Source organism: Sulfitobacter sp. GN1-4 (assembly GCF_055693825.1).
The window spans coordinates 811,268-827,600 of sequence record NZ_JBVFUQ010000003.1 but is presented as its reverse complement, the minus strand read 5'-3'; the positions used below and the strand labels follow the sequence as shown (position 1 = coordinate 827,600).

Below are 16,333 nucleotides of genomic sequence, written 5' to 3'. Positions count from 1 at the left end.
ACGGCTTTTGAGTGAGACCGCACATGGCTGACACACAGACCCGCTTGCAAACCCAGCTTGATCAGCTTGGCCCCTTGGCACAGGCCGCTTTGCCCCTTTGGGGCTTGCCTGCCACGGCGACGCTGGAACTGATCAACGTGTCAGAGAATTACACCTATCTTGTCACCACGCCAGCAGGGTCAAAATCCGTTCTGCGCGTGCACCGACACAACTATCACACGCGGCGTGCGATTGCCTGCGAACTGGCCTGGCTTACCGCATTGCGCCAAGACGATGTGTTGCCAACGCCCCAGGTGGTCCTAGGCCTGGACGGCCAAGCGATCCAGCAGATCCATGAGCCCGGCCAGACCGATCCGCGGTATCTGGTGCTGTTTGAGTTCATCCCCGGCGGCGACCCGTCCGAGGCAGGCGAGATGCCCGCGCATTTCGAAACTCTGGGCAAGATGGCCGCACACTGTCACCTGCACGTCCAAAACTGGCAGCGCCCCGCCCCGTTTGAGCGGCTGACCTGGGATGTGGAAACCGTCTTTGGCGCGGACCCCACCTGGGGGAACTGGCGCGCGGCCCCTGGTGTGACAGACCCCATTCGCCGCGTGTTGGAAGACGTTGAACAACGGGTGCGCCTGAGGCTGGCGGCCTACGGGCAAAGCCAAGACCGCTTTAACCTGATCCACGCGGACATGCGCCTGGCCAACCTGTTGGTAGAAGGCGATGACATTCGCTTGATTGATTTTGACGACTGCGGCTTTGGGTGGTTTATGTATGACTTTGCCGCCGCAATCAGTTTTATCGAAGACGATCCGATGATCCCCCAGCTCAAAGCCGCATGGCTGCGGGGTTACCGCACCATCCGGCCCCTACGCGCGCAAGACGAGGCTGAGATTGACACCATGATCATGCTGCGCCGCATGGCGCTCCTGGCCTGGATCGGCAGCCATATCGACGCGCCAGAGCCACAACAGCTTGCCGCTGGCTTTGCCAGCACAACGGCCCGTTTGGGTGCAGCTTGGCTGGATCGCCAGACTTAAAAACCTAGCCCAGCGCCTTCATCCAGCCCAACGTCTGATCGGTTGGAAAATCAGATTTATACTCGGCCCCAAGAGGCGCGGTATATCCTGCCGTTCTGATGCGCGCAAAGACATCGCGGTAATTCAGCTCGCCCCCGTCTGGGGGGCCACGGTCTGGCACTGAGGCGAATTGCACATGCCCGATCAACGGCAATAGCTGCGCGAAACGGTGCCCCACATCCCCTTCGGTGCGCTGCACGTGATAGCAATCAAACATCAGCCGGATGTTTGCCTTGCCCACAGCACTGATCAACGCGGCAGCCTGATCGGTCGTGCGCAGGAAGTATCCTGGCGCATCGTGGCGGTTCAGGGGCTCAATCAGAATGTTCATGCCCTGCGAAGCCGCCAGATCCGCCGCATAGCTGAGTGAGGCCAGAAAAGCCGCCTGCGCCGCTGGCCCTTCGGCCCGCCCGGCCATGACATGGACGTTATGCGCGCCGATTGCCTTGCCGTAGGCCACTGCTTCGTCGATCGCCGCGCGCGCATCTGTGCCGCGCCCTGGCAGGGCCGACAGGCCGTTTTCACCTGCCGCCACATCGCCGCGCCTTGTGTTCAGGCCCAGCATCGGCAGCCCCGTTTGCGACAGTGCGGCGCGGACATCCTCAGCCGGGATGTCATAGGGCCAATGACACTCCACCGCATCAAATCCGGCCGCTTTGGCCGCGCGAATGGCATCTGGCAGCGGCCGGTCGGCCCAAAGAAAGCCCAAGTTGGCGGAAAACTTCACGCCTCCCACTCCACATTGAAGGTGGTCACCAAGGCCTGCACCTGATCTTCGCTCAAGCCCACGGGGGACATGCCCCGTGTCATCATCGCCAGCCGCGCGGTGTCTTCCAGCTCTTCAATGGCATTGCAGGCCGCTTCAACATCCTTGCCCGCTACCACCGGCCCGTGGTTGGCCAGCATTACGGCAGACCTTTTGCCTGCCAGGCCGCGCACGGCATCCCCCATTGCGGGATCGCCGGGCAAAAAGAAAGGTAGCAGTTTGACCTTGCCCAACTTCATGATCGCGTAAGGCGTCAGCGCAGGCAGGAAATTCTCCGGGTCCACCTCCGGCATCATCGACCAGGCGACCGAATGGCAGGCGTGCAGATGCACAACCGCACCCGCCGTGCTGCGGGTATCATAAAAAGCGCTGTGGAGTGGCATTTCCTTGGTCGGCGCATCGCCTCCAACGAATTGACCTGCGGCGTCAAACCGGCTCAGCCTGCCCGGATCAAGCCGGCCAAAGCTGGTGCCTGTGGGGCTGACCAACAGCCCCCCATCGGGCGTGCGGGCCGAGATATTGCCCGTGCTGCCGCCAGTCAGCCCCCGGTCAAACATCGACTTGGCCAACAGGCACATCTGTTCGCGCAGCCGCGCCTCTTCTGTCATGCCTGCTCCAACACGTTTTGAGCATCCTCAAAGAAACTCTCTTGGCCAAAATTGCCCGATTTCAGCGTCAAGGCAATCCGCTGCCCTGCCGACGTGCAAAACGTCCAAGGCACGCCCGGTGCAATTTCCGCGCCGATGTCCAAACTGCTGACGCCCAGCGCCTTTGTCACCGCACCCGAGGTTTCGCCCCCCGCCACAATAATCCGCCGCGCGCCCGCATCGCGGGCGGCCACGGCGCAAGCGGCCAGCACTTGCTCAATCCGTTCGCCCACCTGGGTGGCGCCAAACCTGTCTTGCGCGGCCTTCACGCTGGCCGGATCGGCGGTGGCATAGACCAAGGGGGCCGCTGACAAATCCTGTTCTGCCAGCCAAGCCAGCACCGGGCCTTCGCCGGTCTGAGCCAACACAAGCGGGTCTAGCTGATAGCTTGGCGCGCCTGCGGCTTTGTAATGCGCCACCTGGCGGTTGGTCATGTCCGAACAACTACCTGATAGCACGATGCTTTGCGCGGCCACCTGCGGCTGGTCGGTCTGCAGCGCCTCCGCCTTGAGCAACCCGTCTTTTACAAAAAGCGCAGGCAACGGCATGGCCAGCGCCGACCCGCCAGTCAGCAACGGCATATCCCGGCAGGTCTGTGCGATGATCTCCAGATCCGCATTCGCCACCGCGTCGACCACCACATGGGCCACGCCCTTTGCCTGCAACTGCTGCAGGGCATCACGCAACGCCTCAGGCCCCTGCGCCACGGTCAGCCGGTCTGCCAATCCAACGGGTTTGCGCACTTGCGGGGCCAAAAGCCGCATCAGATTGCTGTCCCGCATGGGTGTTAAGGGATGATCCTTCATCGGGCTTTCAGACAAAGGCTCTTGGCCGACAAAGAGGTTGCCCATAAAAATGGACCGCCCGTTTTCTGGAAAGGCCGGGCAATAGATGGTCTGTTCCATCCCCAGCTCAGCCATCAGCGCCTCTGCAACCGGACCGATATTGCCCTCGGCTGTGCTGTCGAAGGTGGAGCAGTATTTCCAGAAAAACCGCCCCGCCCCGGCCTGTCGCAACCAGTTCAAGGCGGCAGTGGTCTGGGATACCGCATCAGCCACCGGGGCCGTCCGCGATTTCAACGCAATCACTTCAAACGGGGCGGGATCCTGCGGTGGCTCCTCTGGCACACCGATCCGCAACGAAACCCGTGCGCCGCTGCGCGCTAACAGCCCCGCCAAATCGGTGGCCCCTGTGAAATCATCTGCGATGCAACCCAATACGGTGCTCATGCTGTGCTTGCCCTTCTCAGTCTTGGTCGCAGCGGTTCCTGCACCGCCGCCGGATTAATGTATCCACTAATGTATACTTTGACCAGCGATAGCCGCACAGCCCCGCTTTCACAACCACCCTCTATGCGGGAGGCAGCGGATTTGCTTAACTGAAGCCAACGCACAAAAGCAGCAATAAGCAGGGCAACAGGCATGGCAGGCAGTGGATCACTCGATAAAACGCTGGCGCGGGGCCGCAAGGCAGCAAAGGCTGGGGATTGGCTTGGCGCTGTTGACGCCTATCAAAGCGTGCTGTCGCGGTTTGCTGGCAACAAGAAAGCGCTCAAAGGGATGCAAGAGCTTCGGCCCATGCTCCCGCAGCTGCTGCCACAGGCTCAGACCGCGCAGAAGGCGGGCGATTGGTACGGGGCGGAGCGTATCCTGGCTGCGTGTTTTGCGCTTGCCCCTGACACCGTGGCAATTGGGCTGGCGCTTGCGGCCAATCAGCTTGAGATGAACCGCGCGCCAGCCGCGCTAAAGACAGCGCGCAAGGTTTTGCAACATGCCCCAGGCAACCCTGAGGCCCTGAACTTCAAAGGGCGCGCGGAACGGATCATGGGCCTGTCCGATGCGGCAGAGGCCAGCTTTCAGGCCGCCTTGGGACACCCTGCAACCGATGCGCAGACCTATAGCAACCTTGGCATCCTGGCCCGCGCGCGCGGGGATCGCGCCGCCGCACGCGGCTTTTACGAACAGGCGATCAGCCTGGCCCCAGATAATCCGATCCTGCACCGAAGCCTTGCTGAGGTGACGAAATACACGTCTGACCATCCCCATCTGGGGGCCATGCGCGCCTTGGCGCAACAGGCGTCCCAGACGGACAGTGCAACCGCACCGCTGCATTTCGCGCTCTTCCGCGCCTTGGATCAGGTAGACGCCCGCGATGAAGCCTTTGCCCATTTGGCGCAGGCAAATGCCCTGTCCCGCAAAGCCGCCCCTTACGACTTTCAAAAAGACGCCATTCCAACCGCGCTTGGCAAGGCGCTGATCAAAGGGCCCATAGCGGGTGTTCAAGACACCCCTGCTCCGCGCACGCCCATCTTCGTGACTGGCCTGCCGCGGTCAGGCACCACGCTGGTTGAGCGGATGTTGAGCCGCGCCAAAGGCACGCAGGCCTGCGGGGAACTCGGCGTGGTCCAAACCACGGTATCACAGTTTTTGCGGGCCCTGATGGACCGGCAGGACAAAGCCCTCACCCCCGACGACATCGCCACCCTGCGCGATAAGCTGCGCGCGGGGCTGGCAGAGTATTCAGACGGCAGTCCGGTTATGATTGACAAGATGCCGTTGAACTTTGAATGGACCGGCTTCATCTGCGCCGCCCTGCCCGAAGCCAAGATCATCCACATCACCAGAGATCCGATGTCTGTGGCCTGGTCGCTTTACCGCATGTCGTTTGAAGGGGCCGGGAACGGCTATGTCTATGCGCCAGAAGACATCGCCCGCTTTATGGTGCTGCACAACGACATCATGGGCCATTGGCGGCAGTGTTTTGCGGACCGGATTTGTGACATCACCTATGAAGAATTGGTCAGCGCGCCCGAAGGCGTGACGCAAAAGATGGCGGCGGCCACCGGCCTGACCTGGACGCAGGACTGGCTCAGCCCCGAAAAGGCGAAATCGCAGGTTCTGACAGCCAGCGCGGATCAGGTCAGAAAACCGATTTACGCCGACAGCAATGACCAATGGAAACGCTACGCGCCTCAGCTGGAACCGATGCGCAAAGCCCTTACAGCTGCCGGGGTTTTACAGGAAGCGCGTTAAAGCGAACTGTATGGGGCGATGATGACCCGAAGCACCGGGCCAGCACTTTGCAGCCCCAGGGTCCTGATCCTAAGCCCGCAAATCCAACTGCCCAATCGCCTGGCCCAGCTTTGAGATCAGCTCATCCACCTGGGCCGTTTCGTAGATAAACGGCGGTGCCAGCAGGATATGATCGCCCAAGCGGCCATCGCGTGTCCCGCTCATGGGATAACAGATCAACCCCGCCTCAAACGCCGCCTTTTTGGCCTTTGCTGCGACCTTTCGCTCAGGCGCGAAAGGTGTCTTGGTCTCTCTGTCCTGAACCAGCTCCATCCCGATAAACATCCCCCGGCCCCGAATGTCTCCTACATGGGGGTTCTGGCCAAAGGTGCTGCGCAGGCCTTCGAAAATCTGTTCAGAGCGCTGATGCACCGCAGACAGCAAATCACGCTCAAGGATCGCATTCACCACAGCCAAGCCCGCGGCACAGGCAACGGGATGGCCAATATAGGTGTGCCCATGCTGAAAGAACCCGGATCCCGCCCCCAGCACGTCATAGATCTGTTTGGAGCACAGCATCGCCCCGATGGGCTGGTATCCCGCACCCAGTCCCTTGGCGATGCACAAAATATCGGGGGCCACGCCATCGGCCTCGCAGGAAAACAGATGCCCCGTGCGCCCCATGCCGCACATCACCTCATCCAGGATCAGCAGCACGCCATACTGGGAACAAATCTCACGGATGCGTTTGAAATACCCCTCAACCGCCGGAACCGCGCCCATCGTGGCGCCCACAACCGGCTCTGCAACAAAGGCCATGACGCTCTGAGGTCCCAGACGCAAAATCTCATCTTCCAGATCCTGGGCGGCACGCTGACCATACTCAAAAGCGCTCTCATCGGGTTGTTGATCCACATAGGCATAACAAGGCGCGATATGGCTGACGTTCACCAACAGCGGTTCAAACTGCGCGCGACGCCACTGGTTGCCGCCCGTAGCCAGCGCCCCCAGCGTATTGCCATGATAGCTTTGCCGCCGCGCGATGATGTGACGTCTGTCAGGCTGCCCGTTTTCAATATGGTATTGGCGCGCCAGCTTAAGCGCCGCCTCCATCGCCTCTGATCCACCAGAGACGAAATAGACCCGCTCCATCCCCGCTGGCGCGTGTTTGATCAACAGATCCGCCAGCGCCTCAGCCGGTGCGCTGGTGAAAAAGCCGGTGTGCGCAAAGGCCAGCTGTGCGGTCTGTTCCTGAACGGCGGCGATGATCTCAGGATCGCCATGCCCCAAACAGGACACCGCAGCACCACCTGAGCCATCCAGATAGGTCTTGCCGTGTTCATCGGTGATATAGCAGCCCTGCGCGCTGACGGCCTTCACCGGAGGGGCTGTGATTTGGCGTGGGAAAACGTGGTTCATTTAAAGACCTCGGTGAGAATCAGCAGCACCGTTCCGGCAACTGCAACGCTTCTGTGACGGGATTACGCTAACGCGGCAACGGGTTGAAACGCAAACGACCGCGCAGGCGTCTTAGCGCGCCATAGACACCTACCGCCTGCATCCTCGGCACGGGCGCGCAGGGGGATGGCCGCCCTTTTTGCCTCCGGGCAGGTCGACCCAACAGCTCCTGCTGCAAAACAATCGAGCCGACGCAAGCCCCTGAAATAACTGGCATATCAACGTTTCACTAGGTGAATTTGGGAAAAATTCTGGCTAGGGTAGTGACATCCCGGCCAACATTTAAGAACCTTGGCGCACAAGCGGTGCCTTTTGGACGCCGCAAAAATAAGGGAGACACATATGAATTATCGTACATTCCTCGGTGGACTTGCAGCGGCTGCATCTCTGTCCTTTGGCGGTGCTGCAATGGCGCAGGACCAACAGTTCATTTCCATCGGCACCGGCGGTGTGACGGGCGTTTACTACCCCACCGGTGGCGCGATCTGCCGCCTCGTGAACCGCGAGCGCAAAGATCATGGCATCCGCTGCGCGGTGGAATCAACCGGCGGCTCCGTCTACAACATCAACACCATCAAAGCGGGTGAGCTTGAGTTTGGTGTGGCCCAGTCAGACTGGCAGTTCCATGCCTTCAACGGCACCTCCAAGTTCGCAGACAACCCCTTCCCCGAAGTGCGCGCGATGTTCTCCGTGCACCCAGAGCCCTTCACACTGATCGTGCGCGCAGACAGCGGCATCGACGGCTTTGAAGGCCTCAAAGGCAAGCGTGTGAACGTCGGCAACCCCGGCTCCGGTCAGCGCGCCACCATGGAAGTGGTGATGGAAGCCTACGGCATGTCCATGGACGATTTCGCCCTGGCGACAGAGTACAAAGGCTCTGAAATGGCCAAAGAGATCTGCGACAACAACATCGACGCGATGATCTACACCATTGGCCACCCAGCAGCGGCGATCAAAGAAGCCACCACCACCTGCGACGTCAAACTGGTCTCTGTGACCGGTGACGCGATCGATAAGCTGGTGGCAGATAACCCCTACTACCGTGTCGCGACCATCCCAGGTGGGATGTATGCAGGCACAGATGGGGACACCACGACCTTCGGTGTGGGCGCCACCTTTGTGACCTCTGCCAATGTCTCTGACGATGTGGCCTATGTTGTGGCCAAGGCTGTAATGTCAAACCTGGATGATTTCCGCGGTCTGCACCCTGCCTTTGCAAACCTCGACGCCAGCCAGATGATCAACGATGGCCTGTCCGCCCCTCTGCACCCCGGTGCCGAGAAAGCGTATAAAGAGCTGGGTTTGATGGACTAAGCGACATCACTTTGATGTTTTGAACAATGAGAACGCCAGCGTGTCCCTTGGACCGCTGGCGTTTTTTGACCAGGGACATGGCTTGAGGGGACAAAGCAATGACAGACACATCAACCAGATCCGCAGAAGATATGGTGGCAGAGGCCGACACCGGCGCGCGTAACGCGGGCCCGTTTGCTGCCAATCTGATATTCGGGCTCTGCATCGCCTGGTCGCTCTTTCAGCTTTATATCGCGTCCAAATTGCCCGGTGTTTTGGCCCAGGCCACGGGCGTCAGCATCTTTGCCAATATCGTGGCGCAGGCGCGCTTTGTGCATCTTGCCTTTGCGCTGTCACTGGCCACGCTGGCCTTTCCGATGTTCGGCCACCGCAACAAAATCCCTTGGTATGACTGGGCGCTGGTGATCCTGGGCAGCTCTGCCTGCCTCTATCTGATCGTCTTCCGGTTTGAGATCGCTGACCGCCCCGGATTGTGGAGCACCTCAGACATTGTGATGTCTGGCATCGGCATGTCCGTGCTGATGATCGCGGTCTTCCGGTCACTGGGCCTGCCCTTGGTGATCATCGCCTCTGCCTTCCTCGCGCTGGCCTTCTTTGGCGGTTATTCGGAATGGGTGGGCAGTGTGACCAACTACGGCGGCGCGTCCTTCAGCAAGGCCATGGGCCACTACTGGATGCAGACCGAAGGTGTCTTCGGCGTGGCGCTTGGGGTTTCAACCTCAATGATTTTCCTCTTCGTGCTCTTTGGCGCGCTTTTGGAAAAAGCGGGCGGCGGCAATTGGTTCATCAAAGTGGCCATCGCCCTGCTGGGCGCGCTGCGCGGCGGTCCGGCCAAGGCGGCGGTGTTGTCGTCGATGATGACAGGCATGATCTCTGGCTCTTCCATCGCCAACACCGTGACCACCGGCACCTTCACCATCCCGCTGATGAAGCGCATCGGCTTTGCCCCTGAAAAGGCGGGCGCGGTTGAGGTGGCTTCCTCCACCAACGGGCAGCTGACCCCGCCTGTGATGGGGGCGGCGGCCTTCCTGATGGTGGAATACGTCAACATTCCCTACATCGAAGTCGTCAAGCACGCCTTCCTGCCAGCGGTCATTTCCTACATCGCGCTGCTCTATATTGTGCATTTGGAAAGCCTCAAGCTGGGCCTGCAAGGTCTGAAAAAGCCGGGCCGTCACATCGGCGTGGTGATGATCTTTATCCTCTTTCTCACCGGCTTTTTCGCTATGGCCGCGATCACCTTCCTGGTGATTGGTTTCCGCGCCCTGCTTGAGCCGATGATGCCGGGTGCCACGATCTATCCCGCGCTGGTGCTGTTGCTGGTGGCCTATCTGGCGCTCCTTTATGTGGCCTCGCGTTTTCCGGACGTGGTACCCGATGACCCCAACGCTGATGTGGTTGAGGCGCCGCGCCTCACGCCCACCTTCTGGGGTGGTGCCTATTTTGCGCTGCCGATCTTTGTGCTGGTCTGGAACCTGATGGTGCGCACCGACACGCTGGACCGGCTGTCACCTGCGTTGTCGGCGTTTTGGGCGACCGTGGTGATGATCATCGTGACCCTCACCCACCGTCCGCTCAAGGAAATGATGCGCGGCAACACCCACGCCCACCTCTCTGCTGCGGCGGAAAAGATGGGGGTGACAGGGGGCCTGCGCGATTCCTTCCGTGACTTTGTCGCAGGCCTGGAAAGCGGCGCGCGCAACATGATCGGCATCGGTGTGGCCACGGGTGCTGCAGGCATCATCGTGGGCACCATCTCTCTGACCGGGGCGCATCAGATCATCGGCCAGGTGATCGAAACCATCGCCGGGGGCAATCTGATGATCCTACTCATCCTGGTGGCGGTGCTGTCCTTGATCCTTGGCATGGGCCTGCCGACGACGGCGAACTACATCGTTGTCTCATCGCTTATGGCACCGGTGATTGTCAGCGTGGGCGCGCAATCTGGCCTGATCGTGCCCCTGATCGCAGTGCACCTCTTTGTGTTCTACTTTGGCATCTTAGCCGATGACACACCGCCCGTGGGCCTGGCCGCCTATGCGGCGGCGGCCATCTCACGCGGGGATCCCATCAAGACGGGCATCGTGGGCTTTAGCTATGACATCCGCACAGCGCTCTTGCCGTTTATGTTCATCTTCAACACCGACCTGTTGTTGATCGACGTAGGGCCTGCCAAGGCGGTGATGGTCTTCTTCATATCGCTCATCGCGATGCTGGTCTTTGCCGCTGTCACCCAAGGGTATTTCATCGCCCGCACCCGAAAATGGGAGGCCGTGGTGATGATGCTGTGTGTCTTCATGCTGTTCCGGCCTGGGTTCTTCTTGGACCAGATCCAGGATCAATACACTGAGACAACAGGCCCCGCCGCCCTCACCGCGCTGGGGGACATGCCGGTGGGCGATACCGCGCGGCTGCGCGTCTCTGCCCCGGATTTTGACACAGGCATCGTCGGCACCATCACCATCACCGTCACGCCAGAGGCCGAAGGCAGCGGGCAAGAGCGGCTTGAGGCGGTGGGCCTCACCGTCTTTGAAAGTGATGGTCTGGTCACGCTAGAAGAGCCCTTCCCCGGCACGCCATTCTTTGAAACCTTGGCCAACGATTATGACTTCTACGGCGATGAACCTGCCCAGATCGAAGCCATCCAGGTGGAAAATGACCGCATGCCGAAAGAGATCTTCTTTATCCCGGCAATCTTGCTGCTGCTGTTGATCGTGGCCATCCAACGGCCCCGTGCGACGCAGCCTGCCTTCTAAGCGGCCCCCAAGGAAATCGTCAGGGCGCGACCCCCTCGCCCTGACGCGACGCCAGGATCAGATTGCGCAGCCACAGGTTGCGGCCTGATTTTTCGTATCTGCGGTGCCAGACCAGATCATAAACGATGTCCGACATGCCAAAGGGCGGCATCGTGTAGGACAGCCCGCGATAGGCAAATTCCGAAAGCCGCTGCGGCATCGTTGCGATGATATCCGTGCCGCTGATCAGATCGCCCAACATCGACGCCGTTGGTGCCACCAAAGCCACCTCGCGCTTTAGTCCGATCTCAGCCAGCCGCTTTTCCACTTCGCTTTTTTGCGCGCCGCCAAAGTTGACCACGCCGTGCCGGGCGGCGGCATATTCCTCAACCGTGGTGATCGGCCCACGGCAATTGGGATCGTAATAGACCACGGATTTTTCCGTGCCATAAACGCAGTGGTTCAAGGTTGAGCCATATCTGAACCCCGCCACACAAATCGCCACCTCCGCCTCATCCTGCGACAGCATTTCTTGCAGACGGTCGCGGGGCGCGAGACGTTTCAGCTCCAGCTTCACCCCCGGTGCAGCCTCCAGCGCCTTGGCGTGCAGCGCGCGCATGTCGTTCAACAGGGCGGGTGTGGAAATCGCCAGCGCAATCGGGCGTTCATCCTTTGAGACGTCATAAACCTCAGGCGTGACCAGACCTTCGATATCGGCCAGGATTTGCTGCACGCGCGGCACCATGTTCAGCGCTTTTTCCGTGGGCGTGATGCCCCGGCCCGACTTTACAAACAAAGGATCGCCAAAGGCAGATCGCATCTTTTCCAACGTATGGCTGATTGTGGATTGGTTAAGGTCAAACAACTCCGCCGTGCGGCTGACCGAGCCGGTTTCACACACCGAAAGGAAGACACGCAAGGCGTGGCCGTCCACGCGAAAAAGATCAAAATTTTGCATGATTTTTTTAAGACCTATCGATTGTTTTTCTGAGACTATCGGCTCTATTGTACACTGGGAAGGCCAGAATGGGCCGTTTGAGGGAACAAACAGGTGAACGACCCCGAAAAAGCCGTAGACCGCACAACCGGGCTGCGAAACCTGACAATTCTGTTGGGATTTGCCGCGTTGCGTGCAGAAGAGCTTGGCGCAGAGAGCCTTGTCGCCGCCATTGAAGAGACCAAGAACCTCGCGTCTTCTGAGATGAAAAAGTCTCTGCGCCTGAGTTAACTGGGGATGCCGCGCAGGCATCCCGCCCTTTTTCAGGCTCTGAGCTCTACAACATATCCTCGCAAAACCATCGAAATTCTGCATCTGTTGCGGACAGCTTTTCGGCACCACACGTCACACGGGCCATCAAGGCCCCGTTGATCGGCAAACGCAGGTCCTTTCCGCATCACATATTTCTGCGCTAACCTGCGGACTTGTTTGAAAAATCACTTTGACCTAACCTGATCCAAAGGCCCACGGGTCGGTACATCCAGGTGGGCGATATGGCGGCTTTTCCCTATAATACAGCACGCGGCGCGGCGAGTTCTCTGCAAATGTCGCCTCCCTTTGCGTTCAGCGACGTCACCATGTCCGTCTTCCCGCTGCGCGCCAGCCTGCCGCGGCTTGAGACCTTCTGTAACAGCTACCTCAATCAGGCACCGCACCTGGTGCAGTTCAAACCCTTCATCCCCTTTGTTTATCTGGTGATCCTTGATTATGGGCGCATGTCCCTGCAGGCCGCCAACATGGGCTGGGTGTCCCAGCGCGAGGTCGCCTTTGGCATCCCGCTGCGCTGGCTGAACATGACACCGGATGGGCCTGAGTTCCACGATTGGGCCTTCACCTCTCCTTTCATCTTTGTCGACAATGAAATGTCGATGAGCACCGGGCGTGAGGTTTATGGCTGGCCCAAACTTTTGGCGCAGCTTGATCCTTCTGTCAGCGAATGGGTCCGTGACCCCCATGGCGCGCGCCGCGTTTTTCAGGTCAGCACCAAGCGGGCAGCACACGCCTATCAAGGCGAGGTTCAGCAATACCGCCCGTTTCTGTCGGTCTACCAACACCGCGCTGCGGGGCTTTTGATATCCCGCCCAGCCTGGACACAATCACAAAACCGCTCCAGCAGCTTTCAAGCACCACCGCTGGTGTCGCACGGCTGACCAAGGATCTGGCCACGACCTTTGCCGGCATGGCCAGCGACGGCATCACCGGCAGCCCCGTCTTGCCCAACTTCTCAGATCAGGACACGTTCCGCGAAAACCTAAAGCCTGACCGGCTGAAATCCTGGGCCAATCCCAAAGACTGGATGTCAGGGATCAGGGACACGCTGTGGTCGCTCTTCCCCCGCACCTACGCGAACACGATCAACTTCAAGCAATTCCGCGATGCCGGCGATCCGCACGCCACCTGCTATCAGGCGATCACATCCGCCAAGATGCCCGTCAAATCCTTTGCGCGGGGCGGGCTGTTGGGGCCGCAGAACATGATGCTGGGTCAGCTTGATGGCGGTTTCCGCGTGGACGTGCACAGCCTGGCGGGGCTTCCTATCGTTGAATCGCTGGGGCTAGAGGTGGCCGAGGAACGCGAGGCGGATGGCACCATCGTGGCGTCGCTCACGCCCGTATGCCCCCTATGGATGCAGGTCGATATGACCTATGGGCTGGCCGAAACGCTGGTCTGGCAGGGCAGCAAAGACAAATGGGCGATGGGCCCCTTCTTGCATCAGCTGGCCGAAAAACGCACAGCCGAAGCAAAAGCGAAAGCAGCCGAGGCGAGTGCCAAAGCCGCCGCCGCAAACGCCAAAGCGGCCACCCCAAGCGCCCCCGCCCCTGAGGGCACAAAAGCCACTGAGGCAATGCTGGAACACGCCAAGCCGACACCACCTGAGGGTAAGCCGCAGGATCTTGGTGATCTCGAAGACGCCTTTGATCTCGACTACATCCGCACGATGAACTTCTTTAACACCGCACGCGGTGCATCCGAGGCGATTGGCGGGTCGTTCAGCATGCCCAACGCCTCCGTCCGGGTGTTGCCGATCAAGGCGGATCACGCCGCTCTCAACAGCTTTGTGTCCAATTATCTCAACGTCAAAAACCACATGCGGTTTGAGGCCTGGGGCGATTTTGTCTACCTGATCATCTGCGATTTTGATCAGATGAATTCGTCACTGAACGCCATGGCCAAACGCCGCGCACGCGAGATTAACTTTGCCGTGCCGGTCAAAGCCTACGACTGGTTTGAAGACGACAAATATGCCGATGAGGATGAAACCGATCCCAAGGTCATCGCCAAAAAAGCCAAACGTCACCTGATGACCACCGGCTTTGTGTCGGCGTTTTCCTATGTTGATGACATTGGCACCGCGATCACCGCCAGCGAAGTGTCGGGCATCCCGACCATGAGCTCCAAGATCGAGTCTGCCGAAAACGACTGGCTCAGCCTTGATCTGTCCAAGGACCGCGCCGAGCGTGACATTCTGGAAATGCGCGCCTCTGTCCTGCCCGCCTTGATGAGCGGCGCACAGGCGCAAGAACGCTCCGTACTTGAGCTGCACAGCCACACGCCGACCCACACCGGCGTTCAGGAAAACCAGTACCAATCCGTCACCTCTTGGGTCAGCCTTTTAGCTGAAGATATTCAAGCCAAGGAAAAGCAGCGCGAACATCAGCCGCTTGAGCTGGGCCAGGGCTTTGTGCTGCAACTGTTGGGGGGCGATCTGCCAATCAACCAGTTCTCTCTCAAACAGTTCCGGGATTCGCGCCACACGGTGAACGCCTGCTACCAGGGCCTTGTGCAGCGCAGGCACCGTCTGAAAAAACTCGCTGACCTGCGCGAGCTGGAAGAACAGCTGCACGTCACGATCACCGATTATCCAACGCAGCCGATTTGCGAAATCCTGGGGCTGAAGCACAAGTTCGAATATGAACAAGATGGCCGCGCTGTGCGGGTTTTTGAACCCCTGCGTCCCTTCTCACTTACCGCAGATCTGTCGCGTGAGGCGGGCAATACGCTTTTTGAACGGGTCAAAAGCCACGTCTGGCAACGCGGTGATGTGGTCGAACAGCTCTTTGGCTGGAGAACCAGCGACACCGCCCGCGCCGAAGAGGTGATCGAGTGCGCGGACAAATTCTGCGCTGACCGCCCGGTTGAGCTGAACTATGTCTGCAAACTGCGCAATCGCCCCCGCGCCTTCCGGCTGCATTCGCGCAAAGTGTCGGCGCAGTTCCTAAAGGACGGCTTCCGCAAGCATCTGGAGGATGGCGATGTCTCCAGCCTGGCAATCCGCGACCGATATGAAACCGGCAAGCTCTTCGTGACAACGGACCGCAAGCTGCTCAAGGCGGTGTCGAAGGGCAAAACACTCAACATCGCCGCGTTCAACGAACGGGTGGCCCATGCCGGTCAGATGCAAGAATACAGCCAATCAGAGGCGGCAGCGAGACATTGCAACCTTGGATCCGGCAACCATCGCGGATTCCGTTCTGTCGCGCCAATGGGGCCTGGCCCAGGAACAAACCGCCGGAAATACCGCAAGACGGATTTCTGCGTGCGCGCGGAAACCGTACCGAACAAATTCATAGAAGACCTTTTCCCAACGCCTGAGCGGCTGCACGGCTATTGGCCGATGACGCGGATGTTCTTCAAAAGTGAGGTCGCACGCCGCACCGCTGATCTGCTGAGCTTCCGGTCTGAGCTTTTTACATTCATCAGCGGCGTGGGCGCTTTCATCAACAAGAAAGTGGAAGACGCCGGCAGCGATGATTATGCGGCAACGCAGATTAAAAACATGATCGCAGATATGCGGCACACCCTCACCGATCTAGAACAGCCGGTTTTTGAGAAAGCCTTGAAAGAGCTGCAGAAACACACCGAGGATGAAGGCACCCGTTTGCCCAAGCTCTTTAACGCCTACGCAGACACGCTGTTGCCCGGTGCGCTTCAGGTGGGCACAGATTTCACCCAGCACGGGCTGCTGATGCGCGCCATCCACGCCAGCGACATCCTGAAATCGGCTGACTGGGCGCGGGTGGAGGAGGCCATCCCCCGCCTGATGGCCGTGTCGAGCGATGTCTTCCGCGATGATCCCGAATACGTTGAGGGCCTGCAGGAAATCGCAGAGGCGTTTAGTGAACGTGCGCTATCGCACCGCGAAGACATGGCCGCCTTAGAGGCCGCCATTGGCCAGCGGGGCAGCATTGAAAACTACACCCTGCCCAACCCTGCCAAGATCCTGAACAAACGGCTGAGCAAACTGGTAACGGGCGGCATCATCCGGGGATAGCAGCGCTGCGACTGGCCCGCGCGTCTTGCATGTCAGACAGGGATGTCAGCGCGGGGGGCATGCGC

General features: G+C 59.7%; 12 protein-coding genes. 7 read left to right on the top strand and 5 right to left on the bottom strand.

The annotated features are described in order from the left end of the window. The first annotated feature begins 23 nt into the window (after window positions 1-23). Window positions 24-1,028, top strand: coding sequence for a phosphotransferase enzyme family protein (locus ACZ1HM_RS04560; protein ID WP_472741549.1), 1,005 nt, complete (start codon window positions 24-26; stop codon window positions 1,026-1,028). 4 nt (window positions 1,029-1,032) lie between these two features. Here ACZ1HM_RS04560 and ACZ1HM_RS04555 read toward each other — a convergent pair whose 3' ends face one another. Genes ACZ1HM_RS04555 through otnK form a run of 3 tightly spaced genes read right to left on the bottom strand, consistent with a single transcriptional unit; the run spans window position 1,033 to window position 3,709 of the window. After that, window positions 1,033-1,794 carry a hydroxypyruvate isomerase family protein gene (locus ACZ1HM_RS04555; RefSeq protein ID WP_472741547.1) on the bottom strand — a complete coding sequence of 254 codons (762 nt, stop codon included), beginning with the start codon at window positions 1,792-1,794 and terminating at the stop codon, window positions 1,033-1,035. Continuing rightward, the gene (otnC, locus tag ACZ1HM_RS04550) at window positions 1,791-2,441 is read right to left on the bottom strand and encodes a 3-oxo-tetronate 4-phosphate decarboxylase (RefSeq protein WP_472741545.1); all 651 of its coding nucleotides are present in this window, start codon (window positions 2,439-2,441) and stop codon (window positions 1,791-1,793) included. The genes ACZ1HM_RS04555 and otnC overlap by 4 nt, the downstream gene beginning before the upstream one ends. After that, window positions 2,438-3,709, bottom strand: a complete 1,272-nt coding sequence (gene otnK, locus ACZ1HM_RS04545) for a 3-oxo-tetronate kinase (protein ID WP_472741543.1) — start codon at window positions 3,707-3,709, stop codon at window positions 2,438-2,440. Before otnK ends, otnC begins: the two co-directional genes overlap by 4 nt. Before the next feature lie 192 nt (window positions 3,710-3,901). On the opposite strand from otnK, the gene ACZ1HM_RS04540 reads away from it, so the two are divergent. Beyond that, window positions 3,902-5,512 carry a tetratricopeptide repeat-containing sulfotransferase family protein gene (locus tag ACZ1HM_RS04540; protein WP_472741541.1) on the top strand — a complete coding sequence of 537 codons (1,611 nt, stop codon included), beginning with the start codon at window positions 3,902-3,904 and terminating at the stop codon, window positions 5,510-5,512. A gap of 69 nt (window positions 5,513-5,581) precedes the next feature. On the opposite strand, the gene ACZ1HM_RS04535 is transcribed toward ACZ1HM_RS04540, so the two are convergent. After that, window positions 5,582-6,910 (bottom strand): aspartate aminotransferase family protein, encoded by a 1,329-nt coding sequence (locus tag ACZ1HM_RS04535; RefSeq protein WP_472741539.1) that lies wholly within the window; start codon window positions 6,908-6,910, stop codon window positions 5,582-5,584. Between the two features lie 381 nt (window positions 6,911-7,291). On the opposite strand from ACZ1HM_RS04535, the gene ACZ1HM_RS04530 reads away from it, so the two are divergent. Then, complete coding sequence (locus ACZ1HM_RS04530; RefSeq protein WP_472741537.1) at window positions 7,292-8,263, top strand: TAXI family TRAP transporter solute-binding subunit; 972 nt, start codon at window positions 7,292-7,294, stop codon at window positions 8,261-8,263. A gap of 98 nt (window positions 8,264-8,361) precedes the next feature. Continuing rightward, the gene (locus ACZ1HM_RS04525; protein ID WP_472741535.1) at window positions 8,362-11,019 is read left to right on the top strand and encodes a TRAP transporter permease; all 2,658 of its coding nucleotides are present in this window, start codon (window positions 8,362-8,364) and stop codon (window positions 11,017-11,019) included. A gap of 19 nt (window positions 11,020-11,038) precedes the next feature. Here the strand turns inward: ACZ1HM_RS04525 and ACZ1HM_RS04520 are convergent, their stop codons facing one another. Next, window positions 11,039-11,956 (bottom strand): LysR family transcriptional regulator, encoded by a 918-nt coding sequence (locus ACZ1HM_RS04520; protein WP_472741533.1) that lies wholly within the window; start codon window positions 11,954-11,956, stop codon window positions 11,039-11,041. Between the two features lie 93 nt (window positions 11,957-12,049). Between ACZ1HM_RS04520 and ACZ1HM_RS04515 the strand changes: the two genes are divergently transcribed. From ACZ1HM_RS04515 to ACZ1HM_RS04505, 3 genes are all read left to right on the top strand, one after another. Then, window positions 12,050-12,226, top strand: a complete 177-nt coding sequence (locus tag ACZ1HM_RS04515) for a hypothetical protein (protein WP_472741531.1) — start codon at window positions 12,050-12,052, stop codon at window positions 12,224-12,226. 263 nt (window positions 12,227-12,489) lie between these two features. Further along, window positions 12,490-13,146 (top strand): acetoacetate decarboxylase family protein, encoded by a 657-nt coding sequence (locus ACZ1HM_RS04510; protein WP_472741529.1) that lies wholly within the window; start codon window positions 12,490-12,492, stop codon window positions 13,144-13,146. Window positions 13,147-13,175: 29 nt separating this feature from the next. Beyond that, window positions 13,176-16,268, top strand: a complete 3,093-nt coding sequence (locus tag ACZ1HM_RS04505) for a hypothetical protein (RefSeq protein WP_472741527.1) — start codon at window positions 13,176-13,178, stop codon at window positions 16,266-16,268. Window positions 16,269-16,333: the final 65 nt, after the last annotated feature.

What these genes read in the sequence shown, in the direction of transcription:
- ACZ1HM_RS04510 (WP_472741529.1), top strand. Translation starts at nt 12,490, where the DNA reads ATGGCGGCTTTTCCCTATAATACAGCACGCGGCGCGGCGAGTTCTCTG.
- ACZ1HM_RS04530 (WP_472741537.1), top strand. Translation starts at nt 7,292, where the DNA reads ATGAATTATCGTACATTCCTCGGTGGACTTGCAGCGGCTGCATCTCTG.
- otnK (WP_472741543.1), bottom strand. Translation starts at nt 3,709, where the DNA reads ATGAGCACCGTATTGGGTTGCATCGCAGATGATTTCACAGGGGCCACC.
- otnC (WP_472741545.1), bottom strand. Translation starts at nt 2,441, where the DNA reads ATGACAGAAGAGGCGCGGCTGCGCGAACAGATGTGCCTGTTGGCCAAG.
- ACZ1HM_RS04535 (WP_472741539.1), bottom strand. Translation starts at nt 6,910, where the DNA reads ATGAACCACGTTTTCCCACGCCAAATCACAGCCCCTCCGGTGAAGGCC.
- ACZ1HM_RS04520 (WP_472741533.1), bottom strand. Translation starts at nt 11,956, where the DNA reads ATGCAAAATTTTGATCTTTTTCGCGTGGACGGCCACGCCTTGCGTGTC.
- ACZ1HM_RS04540 (WP_472741541.1), top strand. Translation starts at nt 3,902, where the DNA reads ATGGCAGGCAGTGGATCACTCGATAAAACGCTGGCGCGGGGCCGCAAG.
- ACZ1HM_RS04560 (WP_472741549.1), top strand. Translation starts at nt 24, where the DNA reads ATGGCTGACACACAGACCCGCTTGCAAACCCAGCTTGATCAGCTTGGC.
- ACZ1HM_RS04525 (WP_472741535.1), top strand. Translation starts at nt 8,362, where the DNA reads ATGACAGACACATCAACCAGATCCGCAGAAGATATGGTGGCAGAGGCC.
- ACZ1HM_RS04505 (WP_472741527.1), top strand. Translation starts at nt 13,176, where the DNA reads ATGGCCAGCGACGGCATCACCGGCAGCCCCGTCTTGCCCAACTTCTCA.